General features: G+C 70.8%; 16 protein-coding genes and 1 tRNA gene. 9 read left to right on the forward strand and 8 right to left on the reverse strand.

Features of this window, described 5'->3' with window-relative positions; genetic code table 11:
- Position 1 precedes the first annotated feature (1 nt).
- The gene (locus ACF1B9_RS17495; RefSeq protein WP_376219193.1) at positions 2-361 is read left to right on the forward strand and encodes a GntR family transcriptional regulator; all 360 of its coding nucleotides are present in this window, start codon (positions 2-4) and stop codon (positions 359-361) included.
- 137 nt (positions 362-498) lie between these two features.
- Here ACF1B9_RS17495 and snpA read toward each other — a convergent pair whose 3' ends face one another.
- Positions 499-1,176, reverse strand: a complete 678-nt coding sequence (snpA, locus tag ACF1B9_RS17500) for a snapalysin (protein ID WP_391741687.1) — start codon at positions 1,174-1,176, stop codon at positions 499-501.
- A 246-nt stretch (positions 1,177-1,422) separates the two neighbouring features.
- Between snpA and ACF1B9_RS17505 the strand changes: the two genes are divergently transcribed.
- From ACF1B9_RS17505 to ACF1B9_RS17525, 5 genes are all read left to right on the forward strand, one after another.
- Positions 1,423-2,376, forward strand: a complete 954-nt coding sequence (locus ACF1B9_RS17505) for a LysR family transcriptional regulator (RefSeq protein WP_391741688.1) — start codon at positions 1,423-1,425, stop codon at positions 2,374-2,376.
- Positions 2,377-2,462: 86 nt separating this feature from the next.
- Positions 2,463-3,470 carry an NAD-dependent epimerase/dehydratase family protein gene (locus ACF1B9_RS17510; protein ID WP_391741904.1) on the forward strand — a complete coding sequence of 336 codons (1,008 nt, stop codon included), beginning with the start codon at positions 2,463-2,465 and terminating at the stop codon, positions 3,468-3,470.
- A 160-nt stretch (positions 3,471-3,630) separates the two neighbouring features.
- Positions 3,631-3,990 (forward strand): DUF952 domain-containing protein, encoded by a 360-nt coding sequence (locus ACF1B9_RS17515; protein WP_391741690.1) that lies wholly within the window; start codon positions 3,631-3,633, stop codon positions 3,988-3,990.
- Positions 3,987-4,931 carry an NmrA family NAD(P)-binding protein gene (locus tag ACF1B9_RS17520; RefSeq protein ID WP_391741691.1) on the forward strand — a complete coding sequence of 315 codons (945 nt, stop codon included), beginning with the start codon at positions 3,987-3,989 and terminating at the stop codon, positions 4,929-4,931. Before ACF1B9_RS17515 ends, ACF1B9_RS17520 begins: the two co-directional genes overlap by 4 nt.
- Before the next feature lie 66 nt (positions 4,932-4,997).
- Positions 4,998-5,621 (forward strand): nucleotidyltransferase domain-containing protein, encoded by a 624-nt coding sequence (locus ACF1B9_RS17525; protein WP_391741692.1) that lies wholly within the window; start codon positions 4,998-5,000, stop codon positions 5,619-5,621.
- A 7-nt stretch (positions 5,622-5,628) separates the two neighbouring features.
- On the opposite strand, the gene ACF1B9_RS17530 is transcribed toward ACF1B9_RS17525, so the two are convergent.
- A complete protein-coding gene (locus ACF1B9_RS17530; protein WP_391741693.1) occupies positions 5,629-6,240 on the reverse strand; it encodes a TetR/AcrR family transcriptional regulator in 612 nt (203 codons plus the stop codon).
- Between the two features lie 101 nt (positions 6,241-6,341).
- Here ACF1B9_RS17530 and ACF1B9_RS17535 point away from each other — a divergent pair, with 101 nt between their 5' ends.
- Positions 6,342-7,892, forward strand: coding sequence for an MFS transporter (locus ACF1B9_RS17535; RefSeq protein ID WP_391741694.1), 1,551 nt, complete (start codon positions 6,342-6,344; stop codon positions 7,890-7,892).
- A gap of 98 nt (positions 7,893-7,990) precedes the next feature.
- Here the strand turns inward: ACF1B9_RS17535 and ACF1B9_RS17540 are convergent, their stop codons facing one another.
- Positions 7,991-8,470, reverse strand: a complete 480-nt coding sequence (locus ACF1B9_RS17540; protein WP_391741696.1) for a VOC family protein — start codon at positions 8,468-8,470, stop codon at positions 7,991-7,993.
- 470 nt (positions 8,471-8,940) lie between these two features.
- Here ACF1B9_RS17540 and ACF1B9_RS17545 point away from each other — a divergent pair.
- A tRNA-OTHER gene (locus ACF1B9_RS17545) sits at positions 8,941-9,059 on the forward strand.
- Positions 9,060-9,407: 348 nt separating this feature from the next.
- Here the strand turns inward: ACF1B9_RS17545 and ACF1B9_RS17550 are convergent.
- The 5 genes from ACF1B9_RS17550 to ACF1B9_RS17570 all read right to left on the reverse strand — a co-directional run bounded on the left by ACF1B9_RS17550 (position 9,408) and on the right by ACF1B9_RS17570 (position 13,945).
- On the reverse strand, positions 9,408-9,968 hold the full coding sequence (locus ACF1B9_RS17550; RefSeq protein ID WP_391741697.1) for a DinB family protein: 561 nt from the start codon (positions 9,966-9,968) through the stop codon (positions 9,408-9,410).
- Positions 9,969-10,534: 566 nt separating this feature from the next.
- Positions 10,535-11,170, reverse strand: coding sequence for a hypothetical protein (locus ACF1B9_RS17555; RefSeq protein WP_391741699.1), 636 nt, complete (start codon positions 11,168-11,170; stop codon positions 10,535-10,537).
- 318 nt (positions 11,171-11,488) lie between these two features.
- Complete coding sequence (locus tag ACF1B9_RS17560) at positions 11,489-11,935, reverse strand: IS5 family transposase (RefSeq protein ID WP_391741700.1); 447 nt, start codon at positions 11,933-11,935, stop codon at positions 11,489-11,491.
- Between the two features lie 122 nt (positions 11,936-12,057).
- Complete coding sequence (locus ACF1B9_RS17565; protein WP_391741702.1) at positions 12,058-12,588, reverse strand: NUDIX domain-containing protein; 531 nt, start codon at positions 12,586-12,588, stop codon at positions 12,058-12,060.
- Position 12,589: 1 nt separating this feature from the next.
- The gene (locus ACF1B9_RS17570; RefSeq protein ID WP_391741704.1) at positions 12,590-13,945 is read right to left on the reverse strand and encodes a tetratricopeptide repeat protein; all 1,356 of its coding nucleotides are present in this window, start codon (positions 13,943-13,945) and stop codon (positions 12,590-12,592) included.
- 223 nt (positions 13,946-14,168) lie between these two features.
- Between ACF1B9_RS17570 and ACF1B9_RS17575 the strand changes: the two genes are divergently transcribed.
- Positions 14,169-14,918, forward strand: coding sequence for a hypothetical protein (locus ACF1B9_RS17575; RefSeq protein ID WP_391741705.1), 750 nt, complete (start codon positions 14,169-14,171; stop codon positions 14,916-14,918).
- Positions 14,919-14,971: the final 53 nt, after the last annotated feature.

Raw genomic sequence — 14,971 nt, forward strand, 5'->3', positions numbered from 1 at the left:
CATGCTGTTCCGGGTCGATCCCACCTCCACCGTGCCGCTCGGCGATCAGATCGCGGCATCCGTGCGCCGCGCCGTCGCCGACGGGACGGTGGCACCCGGCGAGCGGCTGCCCGCCGCGCGGGTGCTCGCCGAGTCCCTCGGGGTCAACGTCCACACGGTGCTGCGGGGTTATCAGCAGCTCCGCGAGGAGGGACTGATCGAACTGCGTCGGGGGCGCGGTGCGGTCGTCACCGGCGGCGCGTCCCCGCATCGGGCCCGACTGCTCGGGCGGGTACGCGAAGTGGTCGCGGACGCACGTGAGTTGGGGATGACGGAAGACGAGCTGCTGGCCCTGGTCCGTACCGCGCTCAACAGCCCGTAGACGGGGGCGGGTTGCGACGGCCGGTCCGGCGTGGCGGCACGTCGCCGGAGTGCTCCCTTTCGGTCTTCGTCCGCGGGTCCGGGCGGCCACCCCGTCCTACGAGGTGGCCGCCCGGGCCGCTGAGCTGCCGGGCGGTGTCAGGAGGAGCTGCGCGCGAGCGCGGCCGCGAAGCCGTTCTGCCACAGGTAGTTCACCTGGCTGCGCTCGTTCGCGTTGGGGTAGGGATTCGTGCAGGACGTGCCGGGGCCGCCGCCCGACATCAGCTCGCTGCACGGACCGGAGTAGTGATCCGGCAGGCCGAGCACATGGCCGGTCTCGTGAGCGGCGACGCGGGTCGAGTTGTACTGCTGGTTCTGCGCGTAGTCGAGGAAGATGTAGCCGTTGCCGTGCCCGTCGGTGCTGGCGTACGAGCCGCTCGGGTCGTTGCCCTCGTAGTAGGCGAAGTCGGCGTTCGAGCCTTCCTGCAGCCGGACGTTGGAGACCGAGCTGTTCCAGATCTGCGCGCTGTTGGCTATCTGCGTGCGGAAGCTCGGCGCGTTGGCCGTGCTGTAGACGATGGTGACCGACTGGGTGCCGGGGTTGGCCGCCCGCTTCTCGGCGACGGACTTGGCGACCGCCTCGAAGAACGCCTTGTTGGCGGCGGCGCTCTCGTGCGACCCGGAGTGGGCGGTGTAGCCCGCGTGTTCCGCCGACGTGGCGGCGGGCGGTGCGGCGGGTGTGGGAGAGGAGGCGATGGCGGGTGCGGTGCCCAGCGCGGCCGCGAGCCCGAAGCCGAGGCCGACCACGGCCGACAGGACGGTCCTGGGGTGTCTCATGGGGGGTCTCCTACCGATTACCGATCCGATGAACCCGTCCGATGATCGGACTCGGACGGGAGGTGGTACGGAGAGAGTGTCGGGGAGCGGAAGCGGTGGCGGATGATGTCAACCGGCGATAGCACCGGCCTATCGCCACCTCCGGTCCTGTCGACGAATCATCTGACAACTCCCGCTGAATTAAAGGGCTTTGATGGGATTGCGGCGTCTGGTGCGTCAGCCGCCCGCCGCCCTACGCTCGACGGCATGGAGCTTGAGGTGAGACACCTCAGGGCGCTGTGCGCCATCGCCGACACGGGCAGCCTGCACCGAGCGGCCCGCACGCTGGGCGTGAGCCAGCCCTCCCTGACCACCCAGCTGCGCCGGATCGAGAACGCTCTGGGCGCCGAGCTGTTCCGCCGGGAACGGACCGGCTGCCGACCGACGTTGCTCGGCCGCGCCGTCCTCAGCCGGGCCCGCCCTCTGGTCGACGGGATGACGGCTCTGGTCAGCGACGCGAAGGCGGAGGCCGACGCGGTGCGCGTCTCCGGCCCGCGGCTGCGTATCGGCTGCACCGCCAGCCGGGTCATCGGCGGCTGGCTGCGCAGGCTGCGGCTCCGGCTGCCCGACACGGACATCTCGCTGCGGGTCGACGTATCGGCCAGCGCGCTGCTGCGCACGGTCGAGGCGGGCGGGCTCGACGTCGCCTTCGTGCACGAGGTCGAGGGCTGCCCGCTCACCGTCCCGGAGGGTTTGGTGCAGCGCGTACTCCTGGACCGTGAACCGCAGTTCATCTGCATGGCCCGGGACCATCCGGCCGCCGCCCGGCCCGTGGTCGACCTCGGGGACCTGGCCGCCGACCGATGGATGGTCGACCCCACTGTCGACGGCGAATGGGACGGTCTGCGCCGGGTGTTCGGAGAGGCCGGCCTCGCGCCCACCGTTCTGCACGGCGACTACCTCACCGCCGCGTCCCTGGTCGTGCTCGGCGAAGCGGTCGCCCCCTGCCAGCCCACCTCCGGACCGCGCGACGACATGGCGATCAGGCCGCTGCGCGACGACCCCCTCGCGGTACGGCTGTTGTTGGTGTCCCGGCCGGGCGCCGACACGGCGGCGGTGTACGCGGAGCTGGAGGCGGCCTACCGGGAGGCGGCCCAGCGCGCGGCCGGGTACCACCAGTGGCTGCTGCGCAACCGCAGTCCGCTCGCCCGCACGCCGTGACCGACCGCTGTCCGATTCCGCTGAGAGCGAGGAACGGTTCCGGTCCCGGCGTCCGGCGGGCAGAGTCGGGTCCCATGAGGCTTCTGATGCTGGGTGGTACGGAATTCGTCGGCCGGGCCGTCACCGAGGCGGCGCTCGCGCGCGGCTGGGAGGTGACGGTGTTCCACCGAGGCCGTCACGCGCCTCCGCCGGGCGTGACGGAACTCCTCGGCGACCGCACCGTCGAAGGCGGCCTCGCCGCGCTGGCCGGGGCCGCTGGTCGCGGCGCGGGCGCGGACGTCTGGGACCTGGTCGTCGACACCTGGAGCGGTGCCCCCGCGGCCGTACGGGACGCGGCCCGTCTGCTGGCCGGCCGGGCCGCCCGGTACGCGTACGTCTCCAGCCGTTCCGTGTACGACTACCCGGCCCCGGCCGGTCTGTCCGAGGACGGCCCGCTGGTGTCCGGTGCCTCGCCCGACGCCGGTGGGGACGTCCCGTACCCGCTCGCCAAACGCGGCGGGGAACTGGCCGCGCTCGACGCCTTCGGGGACCGCGCCCTCCTGGCCCGCGCGGGGCTGATCCTGGGGCCGGGGGAGAACATCGGCAGGCTGCCCTGGTGGCTGCTGCGAATCGCCCGTGGCGGACCCGTACTGGCCCCGGGAACGGCCGATCTGATGCTCCAGTACATCGACGCCCGCGACCTCGCCGACTGGCTCCTGGACGCCGCCCGCGCCGGTCTGCACGGGCCGTACAACCTGGTCAGCCGGCCCGGTCACGCGACCATGGGGCAGCTCCTGGAAGCCTGTGTACGCGCCACCGGCTCCGGTGCGGAACTCCGCTGGACCCCCGCGGAGGCCATTCTGGCGGCAGGGGTGGAGCCCTGGAGCGATCTGCCGGTCTGGCTGCCGCCGGGCGAGTCGTACGACACCATGCACCGGGGCGATGTCAGCAAGGCGCATGCGGCCGGTCTGCGCTGCAGGCCGGTCGAGGAGACGGTCGCCGACACCTGGAAGTGGCTGGGGGAGCTGGGCGGTGCGGCCCCGCAACGGCCGGACCGCCCCTCGGTCGGCCTGGACCCGCGGGTGGAGGCCGAACTGCTCGCGGGCAGGGCCTGACGCGCGCCCGCACACATGGCTTGCGCCGATGCGCCTCCGTGCGCGCGGCCTGCCCCGACGCGCATGGTTTCCCGGCGGCATCGCGGTGGTTCTGCACGTGGCCGGATCGGCGGCCACGCCGATGGCCCGCAGGGCGCGTCGACGCGGCTAGCTTTGGCCCATGGCCGAACTGCTGCTGCACCTCACCGAACGCCCCTTGTGGGAGGCGGCCCGCGGGATCGGGACGTACGAGATGTCCACCCGCGGCCGCACCCTGCACGAAGAGGGCTTCATCCACTGCTCGCTGCCGCACCAGCTCGACGGCGTGGCCGAGATGCTCTACGGCGCCGGGAGCCGGGCCGGGGCCGGGGACCAGGATCTGGTGGTCCTCGTCATCGACCCCGCCCGTCTCCCGGCACCCGTACGGTACGAGTCCGTCGCGCCCGGCGGCGAGGAGTTCCCGCACATCTACGGCGCCGTCCCGGTGGACGCGGTCGTGGAGGTGCGCCCCTGGCTCCGCAAGGAAGGCGACCCCGCATGAACCCCGCACCCCCCACCGGCCCCACGGGGCGCACCGGGCCGGAGAGCATCGGCGCTCCCATCGTCGCCGTCACCGGCGCGAGCGGTGCGGTCGGCGGCCGTGTCGCACGGCGCCTCGCGCAGGCCGGGGTGCCCGTGAGACTCCTCGGCCGCGACCCGTCCCGGCTGCCGGAGCTGTCCGGCGCCGTCGCCGCGTCGCCCGCCCCCTACGGCGACGGGGAGGCCATGCGCCGCGCCCTCGCCGGGGCGCACACCCTGTTCCTCGTCTCGGCGCACGAGAGCCCCGACCGGGTGCGCCAGCACACGACGGCCGTGGACGCGGCGGTCGCCGTGGGCGTCGAACGCATCGTGTACGTCTCCTTCGTCGGCGCCGCGCCGGAAGCGACGTTCACCTTCGCCCGGGACCACTGGCACACCGAGGCGCACATCCGGGTCGCCGAGGTCCGTTACACCTTCCTGCGCGACAATCTGTACCTCGCGGGGCTCCCGGCGATGACCGGCGCCGACGGGGTGCTGCGCGGTCCGGGCGGCGACGGCCGGGTGGCTGCGGTGGGGCACGAGGACATCGCGGACGCCGCGACCGCCGTGCTGCTGGCCGACACCGAGAGCGACGACACCCGCCACGACGGGGTCACGTACGACCTCACGGGCCCCGAGGCGTTCACCCTCGCCGAAGCGGCCGAGGAGATCGGCCGGGCCGCCGGACGCACCGTCACCTATGTACCGGAGACCCGCGAGGAGGCCTATGCCTCACGGGCCCGGTACGGGGCCGAGGACTGGGAGGTGGCCGGCTGGGTGACGTCGTACGAGGCCATCGCCGCCGGCGAGATGTCCACGGTCTCGGACGCTGTACCGCACCTCACCGGGCATCCGGCGACGAGCTTGGCCACGTATCTCAGCGAGAATCCGGAAAGCTACCGGCATCTGCTGAAGACGGACTGAGTCGGTCGGGCCGGGCGCACGCGGGCGTCACGGTAGGCGTCACCGCAGGAGGGAGGACAGGCGGGCATGCGTACGGAGACCCCGTGGGGCCCCTGGGACCCACCTTCGCTCGACGAGGCCGCCCGCCTGTTCGCCCCGGTGTCCGTCCCCTGGTGGATCGCGGGCGGCTACGCGATCGAACTCGCCGTGGGCCACGCCTTCCGGGACCACGGCGACATCGACGTACTCCTGCTGCGCCGCGACCAGCTCACCGCCCAGCGAATCCTGGCGGGCTGGGAGTGGTGGGCCGCCGATCCGCCCGGCACCCTGCGCCCCTGGCTCCCGGGCGAGGTCCTGCCGCCGTACGTCCACGACATCTGGTGCCGCCCCGGACCCGCCGAGCCCTGGCGCGTCCAGCTCATGCTCGACGACGCGGTGGGGGCCGACTGGCTGTTCCGCCGTGACCACCGCATCCGCCTCCCGCTGGACCGGCTCGGCCGGACCTCGAAGGACGGCGTCCCGTACCTGTCTCCCGAGGTGCAGCTCCTGTACAAGGCCGGGTCCCCACGCCCCAAGGACGAGCAGGACTTCGCGGCGGTGCTGCCGGTCCTCACCGCGGACCAGATCTCCTGGCTGACCGGGGCGATCGCTCTGGCCCAGGGCGCCGACCACTCCTGGGCGGCACGTCTGCGCGCCCACGCGGCCGGCTGACCCCTCCTCACCTCACGTACACGCCCGCCCGCGCCGCCGCGACCGCGGCTTCGGCGGCGCGGTCCGCCGCCGCCTCGTCGAGCGGGTCGCCGCTGGCCAGCAGCCGGTAGTAGAGGGGGGCCGACACGGCGCGGATCACCTCGTCCGGGTCCGTGCCCGCGGGCAGTTCGCCGCGGCCGACGGCGTCGGTGACACAACCGGACCACTCCTTGACGCGGAGCGCGTAGAAGCGGTGCAGCGCCTCCGCGGTGCGCGGATCGCAGGTCGCCGCCGCGATCACGGACTTGAACAGGGCGCCCTGTCGCGGATCGGTGAGGGTGGTGACCACCAGCCGGGCGTTGGCCCTGAGGTCCCCGGCCAGGGAACCCGTGTCCGTACGGGGTGAGGACTGCTCGGCCATGTCGTGGAGCAGGTCCGCGATCAGGCCGGTGGGGGTGGACCAGCGCCGGTAGACGGTGGTCTTGCCGACTTCCGCGCGGCGCGCGACATCGGCGAGGTCCAGACCGTCGAAGCCGTGCTCGGCCAGGGCGTCGCCCGCGGCCCGCAGCACGGATTCGCGTACCCGGGCGGTACGGCCGCCGGGTCGGACGGTGCCGGGTTCCGCATCCTCGGGTGTCATAACGGTTCTCCAGTTCCATTAGTTGGTCCGACTCTGTTAACGTGACTCTCATCCTAACGGAACCAAAGTCCCATTACACCTCTCGTCGAGGAAGGGCCATCATGTCCGCCCCCAGTCACGCACCATCACCCGACGCCACCGACGCCACCGACGCCACCGACGCCACCGACGCCACCGACGCCACCGACGCCGCAGGCATCGGCGACGTCACCGACATCGCCGCTCCGGTCGTCGCCCCGTACTCGAAGATCCGCATGACCGGACGGCAGAAGCTCGTCCTGGTTCTCCTTCTCGGCGCCCAGTTCATGATCGCCGTGGACTTCTCGATCCTTAACGTCGCGCTGCCCGTCGTCGGCGAGGGCCTCGGCTTTTCCCTCTCCCAACTGCAGTGGATCGCCACCGCGTTCGCGCTCGCCGCTGCCGGATTCACCCTGTTGTTCGGTCGCGTCGCCGACCTCGTCGGCCGCAAGGGGCTGTTCCTGGGCGGCATGGTCGTCCTCGGTCTCTCCTCCGCCCTGGGCGGACTCGCCACCTCACCCGAAGTCCTGCTCACCGCACGGGTGTTGCAGGGCCTCGCCACGGCTGCGGTCACCCCGGCCGGACTCGCCCTGCTGACCACCGCCTTCAAGGAGGGCCCGCTACGGGAACGCGCGCTGGGCCTCAACGGCGCTCTGATGTCGGCCGGATTCACCGCCGGGGCCATCCTCGGTGGTCTGCTCACCGATCTGCTCTCCTGGCGCTGGGCCTTCTTCGTCAACGTGCCGGTGGCCGCTCTGGTGGTGGCTCTTGCCCCCGCCTTCATCACCGAATCGCGTCCCGCGAACCGTCCCCGGCTCGACGTCCCCGGAGCCGTGACCGTCACCGGCGGACTGCTCCTGCTCGTCTACGGACTGACCCAGGCGGGTGAGTCCGGCTGGACCACGCCCACCACCCTGGTCGCACTCCTCGCGGGTCTCGTGCTCCTCGTGGGCTTCTGGCACGTGGAGAAGAGGGCCGCTGCGCCGCTGGTTCCCGTGCGCATCCTGAAGCGGAGCAGTGTCATCTGGGGCAACACCGCCGGCCTGATCGCCTTCGTCACCGAGACCTCACTGGTCTTCCTGCTCACCCTCTATCTGCAGGAGGTTCTCGGCTACTCGCCGCTCGCCACCGGTCTCGCCTTCGGCGTCCTGGGCATCGGCACCGTGATCGGCGGCGCGTCCGGCGGTCGCACGGTCGGTCGGTTCGGCAGCCGGGCGACCATCGTCACGGGTGGCGTCGTCCAGGCCGTCGCCACTCTTTCCCTGGTGGCGCTCGGAACGTCGGGGGCATGGATCTGGCTCCTGCTGGTGGCCACGTTCATCGGCGGCATCGGCAACATGCTGATGATCGTCGGCTTCATGGTCACCGCGACCTCCGGACTCCCTGACGAGGAACAGGGCCTGGCGACCGGCCTCGCCACCATGACCCAGCAGGTCGGCATCACGATGGGCATCCCGGTGATGAGTGCCGTCGCCACCGCCCGGATGTCCGCTCTCGGCGACACCGGACCCGAAGGCGTCCTGTCGGGTGTCTCGGCCGCGATCCTGGTCGACTCGGCCCTGGTGTTGGTCGGCGCGCTGCTGGCGGGCGCCTTCCTCGGCCCGCGTCGGGCGAGGGCCGGCTCACGGCGGTGACACGAGACGCCTCCGCGGCGGCGCGAACCTCCTTCGTGGGGCCCGCGGTGACGCGAGGATGCCGGACGGAGGCCGATCCGTCCGGCATCCTGGCCCTGTCAGCCCTCGTCGTGCGCTTTCCGCAGCGCGGCGATGTTCAGCTTCTTCATCGTCATCATCGCCGCGGTGGTGCGGGCGGCCTTCGCCGCGTCCCGGTCGCCGATCAGATCGATCAGCGCCTCGGGGACGACCTGCCAGGAGACGCCGTACCTGTCCTTCAGCCAGCCGCAGGGCCCCTCTTCGCCCCCGTCGGTGAGACTGCTCCAGTAGTAGTCCACCTCGTCCTGGTCCGCGCAATGGATCTGGAACGAGATGGACTCGTTGAAGGTGAACTGCGGTCCGCCGTTCAGCCCCACGAACTTCTGGCCGTTGATCTCGAACTCGACCGCCATCGCCGACCCGGCGGGCCCGGGGCCCGCTTCGGTGTAGCGGCCGATCCTGCCGAGGCGGGAGTTCTTGAAGACCGAGAGGTAGTACTCCGCCGCCTCCTCTGCCTGTCCGTCGAACCACAGGCATGTGGTGAAGCCCTCGGTGGTCATCGCTGTCTCCTGTCGTGAGCGCATGTCTGTCCCTGCTGCGCGCATGTCCACCCATACCGACTGATCCCGCCCCGGAAACTCATCGGTCACATTTGGGGTATCGGTGACACCCCGGTCGACGGCCGACAGCCACGGATCGGTGCGCGTCCGGTCCGGGCCGGGATCGAACCCGTCCTCCACGTACGAAGAGGGGAATCGGCCCCGTCCGGCTCCATATGGTCCCGGTGGGTGCGGCGAGAGTGACCGGCGACGAACGCGACGATCGGCGGCCGCATGGACGGCGACGGACAGCATCGCAGCAGGCAAACGGACCGGAACGATCGCCCCCCGGATCGGACGAGGGGCGGCAGACCTCTGGTGACGGTGAAGGCCGGGGCGGTCGCCCGGCCCTCGCCGCGGACAAACGGCTCGCTCCGGAGGGAGTTGACCCTACGCTTCTGGGAACGGGACCGCGCAGTCCCGCAGGTTGCGGGAGCCGTGGCAGAGCGGCCCATTGCAATCGGCGTGCGGGAGGTCCTCCGCATGCCGACTGAGGGGGTTCGGGCGGACCTGCCCTCCCCGTCCGCGGGTTCGAATCCCGTCGGCCCCGCAGCCGTTCGGCCGATCCTGTGCGGTCGGTCCGGACGGCCCGACGCCGATGCCGGGACAAGAAGGCTCCCGGAGTTCGGAGCGGGACGATCAGGCCCTTGGTCGCTCCCGCGGCGGCCTGAATACGAAACTCCACCCGGTCGACGACTGCCAGGCACGCACCACGCCCGTCTGCATGCCGAACGCCCCAGCGGCGTCAGCCGATTCGGCTGGTGAGCACGCCGCCGTCCACGAAGGTCGGCTCCTTCTACCAGCCGCTGGGCAGTCCGGTCGCGTCGTCACGGAGCAGGTGCAGGAGCACCGCCCTCGTCCTCGGCAAGCCTCGGAAACGGTCCTCGCCGAGAGAACCTCACTGGCCCACTCTGCCGTCGACGCACTCGCGCAGCAGGTCGGCGTGCCCGCAGTGACGGGCATACTCGTCGATCCTGTGAACCATCAGCTCCCGCACCGCAATTCGGTCCGTCCCCAGACGCTCACCCAGATCCGGGTGCTCGGCCAGCGCGGCATCGGTCGCGGCCTGCTCGCGCTCCAGGTCCAAGTACGCGGTGTCGACCTCGGCCTGCTCTGCGACGGCGCCCTCGAAGTCCGCGTCGCGCTTGCCGTACAGCTTCGGCAGCGGATCACCGTTGCTGATCCAGTTGCGCCAGTCCCGTTCCACCTCGGCGAGGTGCCGAACCAGGCCGAGCAGCGACATCGTCGACGGCGGAACCGACCGACGGGCCAGTTGCTCCGCGTCCAGGCCCTGGCACTTCATCCGCAGGGTCATGCGGTAGTTCGTCAGGAAGTCCTGCAGTGTCGCCAACTCGCCGTCCGGACTGGGTCCTTCGCTGTTGCGGGGGTCGTCGTCCGGGTCGACCCACATGTCGGGGTAGATGGTTGCCGGGCTCCAGCGTGCGGGTGTGTCGCTCATGCGTGCCATGTTGGTCCGCGAGGGTCCGAGTCGGCCAGTGCGTTTCTCACCGGTGTGCGCACATCAAGCGGATCCGGCTCGTCCTCGGCCATGCGTCCGCCGTCATCGCGCCGCGGATCCGCGCCCACCCGTGCCCGTACGCAGAAGACCGCACCCGGTCCGTCATGGACGCCGTGTTCGGCGGCCTGCGGACCGGGTGCGGTCGGGTAGGCGATTCGACCCACGAAAGTGAAGGTCGGGCGGCCCGAGCCAGGATCAGGCCTTCTTGGTCTCCTAGTAATGGGGCGGGTCGGTGACCTGCGGGGTTGTTCCCTGTGGGTCGCTGACCTGGCCTTTTGTTGATGGCTGGCGATGGGGTGCGACGGTCTTGATCGGGTGTCCTGCGGACTGTGTGCGGACTGGCGCGGGACCGCGCGAGCGTGGAGCCACCGGGTGTGAGTCGTTGAGGTACCTCGTAGTGCTCGTACACCGGCTTGCGGAGGTCCAGTACGTCGTCCGATGCATTGTCTCCTCGGCCACCTTGCACCGGATGCAGCGGCTTCCTTCGGCGGCTGAGACCGCCACGGTCAGGAGCGCTGTATGGCTCCCGACGCGAACAGCTGGACCAGGGTCGAGGCGATATGCACCGCCATGACCGCCTCCTGCACGGTCTCGTCCCGGGTCTCTTGCAGGTTGCCGTGACGGCTAGTCTGTCCCGTCCACAGCAGGTCCATCATGCTCTCCACTACCGCCAGGCCCTCTGTCCCGGACGTCCCGATGATCGGCACGCTGAGCTTTGCCTGCACCTGGCGGAACTCCCCGAGCATCGTGCCTAGCGTCGCCTTGGCGTGCTTCGGCTGCAGGGTGGCGTGCGCGGCTGACTCGACCGCCTTGATTGCCTCGCTGTACGCCTTCAGCGGATCGGGCTGCAGGGCGTACACGGCGTCGAGGGCCTGCCGTAGGTGACGGGTGGCCGAACCGCGCTCGGGTTGGTCCGCTGCCTTGGCGGCCTCGCCGGTGACCGCCGCCACCGCCGAGTCGACGCGCCGCACCAGGGCCCGCCCGTCAGCCCGGATCGTGTAGAGAGACCGAGCGTCGTCGAGGAGCCGCTGCAGCGGGACGCGGTACTGCGTGTCGGGCAGGGAGTTCGCCGTGATGAGGGCAGCCTGCCACGCCGGGAGTCCTGCGGTCAGCGGAGTGTTCTGCCATCCGCGGGTGGGCACCAGGTCGAGCAGTGCGTCAGTAACATCCAGCAGCTTCTCGGTCGGAGTCCAGTAGGCGATGCGCTCGCCGGTGGCGACGTCCTCGTGCCCGCTCTCCTCGGTGTACAGAGCGACGTCGATCCGGACGGCGGCCCGCTCGGCGGCACCGGTATACCTCTCGGTCGTGGTGCGGACCCACTCCCTGAGCGGGAGTTCGAGGCTGGCGGGGCGCCGTCCCGCAGGGCACGGGCAGCAGGAGCATCGCGGTCGGACAGAGGAACTACTTCGCAGACACCGGACGTTTCACCGAGTTCGTCGTGGCGTGCCTGTGACGTTGTGTCAGTTGGTGAGTCGGCGGTAGATGATGAGGGCTGCGGCTATGCCGACGAAGCCCAGGAAGTGCTCGGCCGTGCGCTCGTAGCGGCGGTGCAGGCGTCGGCATCCGGCCAGCCAGGAGACCGTGCTCTCGACGGCCCAGCGGTGTCGGCCGAGCCGCGTGGAGGACTCGATGCCTTTGCGGGCGATGCGGTGGCGGATGCGACGCTCGCGAAGCCATTTCCGCAGGTGGTCGTATTCGTAGCCCTTGTCTGCGTGGAGCTTGGCCGGGCGCCGGCGGCGCGGTCCGCGGCGGGAACGGATAGGCGGGATCCCGCGCACGAGCGACTGCAGGCCGAGGCTGTCGTGCGTGTTGGCGCCGGAGATGCCCAGCGACAGGGGCAGTCCGTTGCGGTCGGTGATCAGGTGGATCTTCGAATCCGGCTTGCTCTGCGAGCAGCACCAGCCCACCGGATCCGTGGAACCCGACGCGACAACCGGCCCGTCAGCCTGCCCAGACTCCGTAAACCCCCGTCAACACTCACCACAAAGGTTTCGCGAGCAAGCTGACGGGCCCTCATGCACGATCGAGGCTAATGCCAGCCGTCGAGGGAGACCTCCGGGCCTCCCGTGAGGTATCGATGAAGGGCGCTTGAAGTGGTGTCGACGAAATTTTCGGGTAGTGCATCGGCGTCCACCCAGCGGACCTCGGAGTGCTTGCGGGGTTCGCGGTTTTCGGGTTCGCCGGTCCATTCGTGGGTGGCGAAGACGACCGTGAGGAAGCCATTGGGGGACTCGACGCCCCAGGCTCCGTGGATGATGTGGGCGACCTGGAGAGCCTCCGGCTTCACCGTGAGGCCGGTCTCCTCGTAGAGCTCGCGGACTGCGGTCTCGGTGATGGGTTCGCCCGGTTCGCTCTTGCCGACAGGGAGGTCCCACATTCCCTGGGCGAACTTGGCTTTCTCGCTGCGTTGGAGGAGGACGACGCGGTTGGTGGCCTTGTCGTGGACGATGACGGCCGCGACCAGCAGGGTCATCGATTCAAGCGCCGGCTTGAGGGCCTTGGGCTGGTCGTCGGTCTGCTGGGCCACGGTGTTCCCTTCGTCGGGCGGGTTGTTGGGCATGTTAGGCGAGGGCCTCGCGGGCGCGGCGCGCGAGATCCGCGGCGCCGGGAACGCGGCGGCGCTGGTAAACCGCGAGCGTGGAGCGGATCGAGGTGATCGCCTTGCGGGTGCGGTCGGAGGTCATGCCCTCCATGAGGACCAGGGCCTGGGTCCAGGCGGCGACGGCCTCGTCAGCACGGGTCTGGGCGGCGAGGCTGTCGCCGAGGTCTGCGTGGGTGAGAGCGTGGACCCGCTTGTACTTCGCGGGGTCCCAGCGGGTGAGGGCGTCCCGGTGCTGCTGTTCGGTGCCGACGTGGTCGGCGAGGTCGGTCAGGGTGCGGGCGGTGTGGCTGGCCACGGTGCCGGCGGCCGGGCCGCTCACACGGGAATAGCTCGGCTGGGGGCCGTCGTCCCGTAGGAGGGCGTCCTCGGCGGCGAGCAGGGCGCGTGCGGCCGAGGGGTTCTCGTCAGTGGCTGCGTAGGCGCGGGCGTGGGTGATGTGGAGGAGGGCCTCGGTCTGACCGTCGACGTGGCCGAGACCTGTGCGGAGGGCGCCTTCGACGAGGTCGACGCAGTGGTGAGGCTGCTTGAGGCTCAGGGCCTGGTGGGCGAGGGCGCGCATCATCCAGGCGGCGTGGCCGTGGGGGTCGGCTTCGCAGGCGAGCTTGTAGCCGACCTGGTAGTAGCGCTGGGCGGCGCCTTCCTGGCCGAGGTCGTGGTGTTTCCATCCTGCGAGGTAGGCAAGTTCGGCGACGGCGCCGAAGGCGGCCCGGCGTAAGGCTTCGCTGGGGAAGCGTCCGCGCAGCATGGGAGCGGCGGTGTCAGCGAGGTACGCGGTGACCGTGGTCAGGCCGTGCCCGCCGCCGAGGCGCTCGTCGGCCGCGCTGAAGGCTGCCGTGATCTGCCGTACGACGTCCACGTCCTCCGTGCCGACCTGGGACGTGCCCGTGCGGGCGCGGAGCATGCGGGCGGTGGCTTCGTGGTTGTAGCCGAGGGGCATGGCGACGCCGGCGGTGGTGAAGGCTGCGATGGCGAGGAAGCGGCGGCGCTCGACGTCGGCCCGGCCCAGGTCGGTGACCGCGAGGACGGGGTCGGATTCCGCCGGCTCTTCGTCATCACCGGCCTGGAGGCCGATCTCGGTCTGGGTGACCGTGCGCCCCGCTCGGCGGGACAGAGCTTCGGCGAGGTACTGGCCTACCCGGCCCGACGGGGCGCGGGTGCCGTTCACCCAGTGCGAGATGGCCGACTTGTTGGTCTGGAGGATCTCGCCGTTCTCGACGGCGATGCGCCGCACGTCTCTGGCGAGGCCCTCGTAGGTGCAGCCGGCCGCCGCGATGACTTCGCGCAGACGGGAATTGGGGTCTCTCTGCGCCGCCACGATCGCCTCCACTCCGGAGCTGTAAACCGCGTATACCGCTTCAACTGCCCTCCACCGTACCCACTGAGCGTGACCACCGGTTCACTTATCAGCAGCCGCCCGGAACGGCGCGACCGTGATCCAGGCTCCCCCTTGGTCCGGGCGGCACCCCGAAGTTCCGTACACCCACACCAGGCTCGGGCATTCCTGTGCCCGGACCCGGCCGATCAGAGACGGAGACACGGTGACCACCATCGACACCACGGCCATCACGGTCGAGCTGCCCGAGGCGTTCGACCCGCGCTGGAGCCGCCTGCCCGGCATCCAGGTCGACGGCCGACGCATCACGATCGACCCGGCCGAGTACTTCTTCCGCTTCGAGTCGAGCACGTGGCTCGTCGCCGACTGGGAGCTGGTCAAGTCCCAGCTCCTGAACGTGGACGAGACGACCGAGAGCGCGGTCGAGCAGCTCGCGCTCGACTTCATCAAGCAGCACGGCGAGTCCACCTCGGATGCCACCCGCGTACTGGCCACCGCCTACGAGGTATACGCGTACCTCTTCCGCGACGAGCACCTCGACGGACTCGGCCTCCCGCAGATCACCGCGGAGCACCTGCGGATGCTGCGCGAGGCGGCCACCCTGATGGCGCTGAACAAGGTCGAGCTGGACGGGCACATCTCCAACGTCGGTCCGTGCTGGTTCTTCCCCGCCGCCACCTCCGTCGTCTTCGACTTGGACGACGAGATGGGCGGGACGCTTGACGAGGTGTACCACGGCGGCTGGTTCAACGAGCACCGCCGGATCGAGTCCATCAAGGCCCACGCCGCGCTAGGCGGCCGGCTCGTGCACGGCTGCCAGTCCGTGCCGGACCAGTCCGGCGGCGTGGTCGCGCCCTACGGTGCCTCGATGGCGAACTTCCGCGACGACCTCGCCGCGTTCAAGGCGGGCTGGATCGAGCAGGTCTACGCCCACCGCGTGAACCCCGCCGCGTAACCCACCCGATCAGGCTCCGGGGCGGGCCGGCATCCCTCGCCCGCCCCGGACGC

The sequence above is a fragment of the Streptomyces sp. NPDC014727 genome (assembly GCF_043083485.1).
In the GTDB taxonomy this organism is placed as follows: domain Bacteria; phylum Actinomycetota; class Actinomycetes; order Streptomycetales; family Streptomycetaceae; genus Streptomyces.

Excerpts from the sequence above, each read along its gene's own strand:
- ACF1B9_RS17525 (WP_391741692.1), top strand. The coding sequence starts at position 4,998 with ATGCGTACGGAGACCCCGTGGGGCCCCTGGGACCCACCTTCGCTCGAC.
- ACF1B9_RS17540 (WP_391741696.1), bottom strand. The coding sequence starts at position 8,470 with ATGACCACCGAGGGCTTCACCACATGCCTGTGGTTCGACGGACAGGCA.
- ACF1B9_RS17505 (WP_391741688.1), top strand. The coding sequence starts at position 1,423 with ATGGAGCTTGAGGTGAGACACCTCAGGGCGCTGTGCGCCATCGCCGAC.
- ACF1B9_RS17510 (WP_391741904.1), top strand. The coding sequence starts at position 2,463 with ATGCTGGGTGGTACGGAATTCGTCGGCCGGGCCGTCACCGAGGCGGCG.
- ACF1B9_RS17565 (WP_391741702.1), bottom strand. The coding sequence starts at position 12,588 with ATGCCCAACAACCCGCCCGACGAAGGGAACACCGTGGCCCAGCAGACC.
- ACF1B9_RS17535 (WP_391741694.1), top strand. The coding sequence starts at position 6,342 with ATGTCCGCCCCCAGTCACGCACCATCACCCGACGCCACCGACGCCACC.
- ACF1B9_RS17550 (WP_391741697.1), bottom strand. The coding sequence starts at position 9,968 with ATGAGCGACACACCCGCACGCTGGAGCCCGGCAACCATCTACCCCGAC.
- snpA (WP_391741687.1), bottom strand. The coding sequence starts at position 1,176 with ATGAGACACCCCAGGACCGTCCTGTCGGCCGTGGTCGGCCTCGGCTTC.
- ACF1B9_RS17520 (WP_391741691.1), top strand. The coding sequence starts at position 3,987 with ATGAACCCCGCACCCCCCACCGGCCCCACGGGGCGCACCGGGCCGGAG.
- ACF1B9_RS17495 (WP_376219193.1), top strand. The coding sequence starts at position 2 with ATGCTGTTCCGGGTCGATCCCACCTCCACCGTGCCGCTCGGCGATCAG.
- ACF1B9_RS17515 (WP_391741690.1), top strand. The coding sequence starts at position 3,631 with ATGGCCGAACTGCTGCTGCACCTCACCGAACGCCCCTTGTGGGAGGCG.
- ACF1B9_RS17530 (WP_391741693.1), bottom strand. The coding sequence starts at position 6,240 with ATGACACCCGAGGATGCGGAACCCGGCACCGTCCGACCCGGCGGCCGT.